1 protein-coding gene is annotated in these 660 nt (G+C 39.4%); it reads right to left on the bottom strand.

Annotated features, from left to right (window positions below):
- Positions 1–660: transposase (locus H5160_RS20120; RefSeq protein WP_182738541.1), on the bottom strand; the 660-nt coding region annotated here is incomplete at both ends.

Here is a 660-nt window from a genome sequence, read left to right as displayed (position 1 = left end):
ATAGCTTTAAATTTAGGGTTACATTGGATAGCTGACATCATTGCCATATACATTGCGGTTCTAATTTTTGGCCGTCCACCTCGTATCATCCGTTTACCCTGATAAGCACCACTTTCTCGATTAAATGGTGCAACACCAACCAGTGATGCAGCCTCTTTATTGTTTACACACCCAAGCTCAGGCATGTCACTAAGTAAGTTAAATGCGACAACATTCCCAACGCCAGGCACACTTTGAATAATGTCATTCTTGACCTTATATTCGTCACATTCTTTGATGAGTTTTTGTAGTTTCAAATCTACTTTTTCAATCTGATTTTTTAATGCCGTTAGGATAGGTTTTATTAGTGATGATATTGTTTTTGGCATTATCTGTGAACGATTTTTCTCCATCGTTTGCATATCCATTAACTGCCTTCTTCTAGAAAGTAAATCACTCATCAAGCGCATCTGCTCTGGCTTTAAAGAAGAGAGTGGTGGCTTTATTGCTTCACCAAAATGAGCGATGAGTTGCGCATCAAGTTTATCTGTTTTTGCTTTTTGGCCAATAGCGCCTGCGAAACGTTTAATATTAACGGGATTAGCAACAACGAAAGGGATATTCGCTTGAGCACACGCCATAATAAAGGGGTGTTCAAGGCGCCCAGTTGCTTCAATAGTA

Source organism: Pseudoalteromonas sp. SG43-4 (assembly GCF_014164325.1).
Classification (GTDB): Bacteria; Pseudomonadota; Gammaproteobacteria; order Enterobacterales; family Alteromonadaceae; genus Pseudoalteromonas; species Pseudoalteromonas distincta.
The sequence above is the reverse complement of the archived record's forward strand: the minus strand, read 5'-3'. Positions and strand labels throughout refer to the sequence as shown.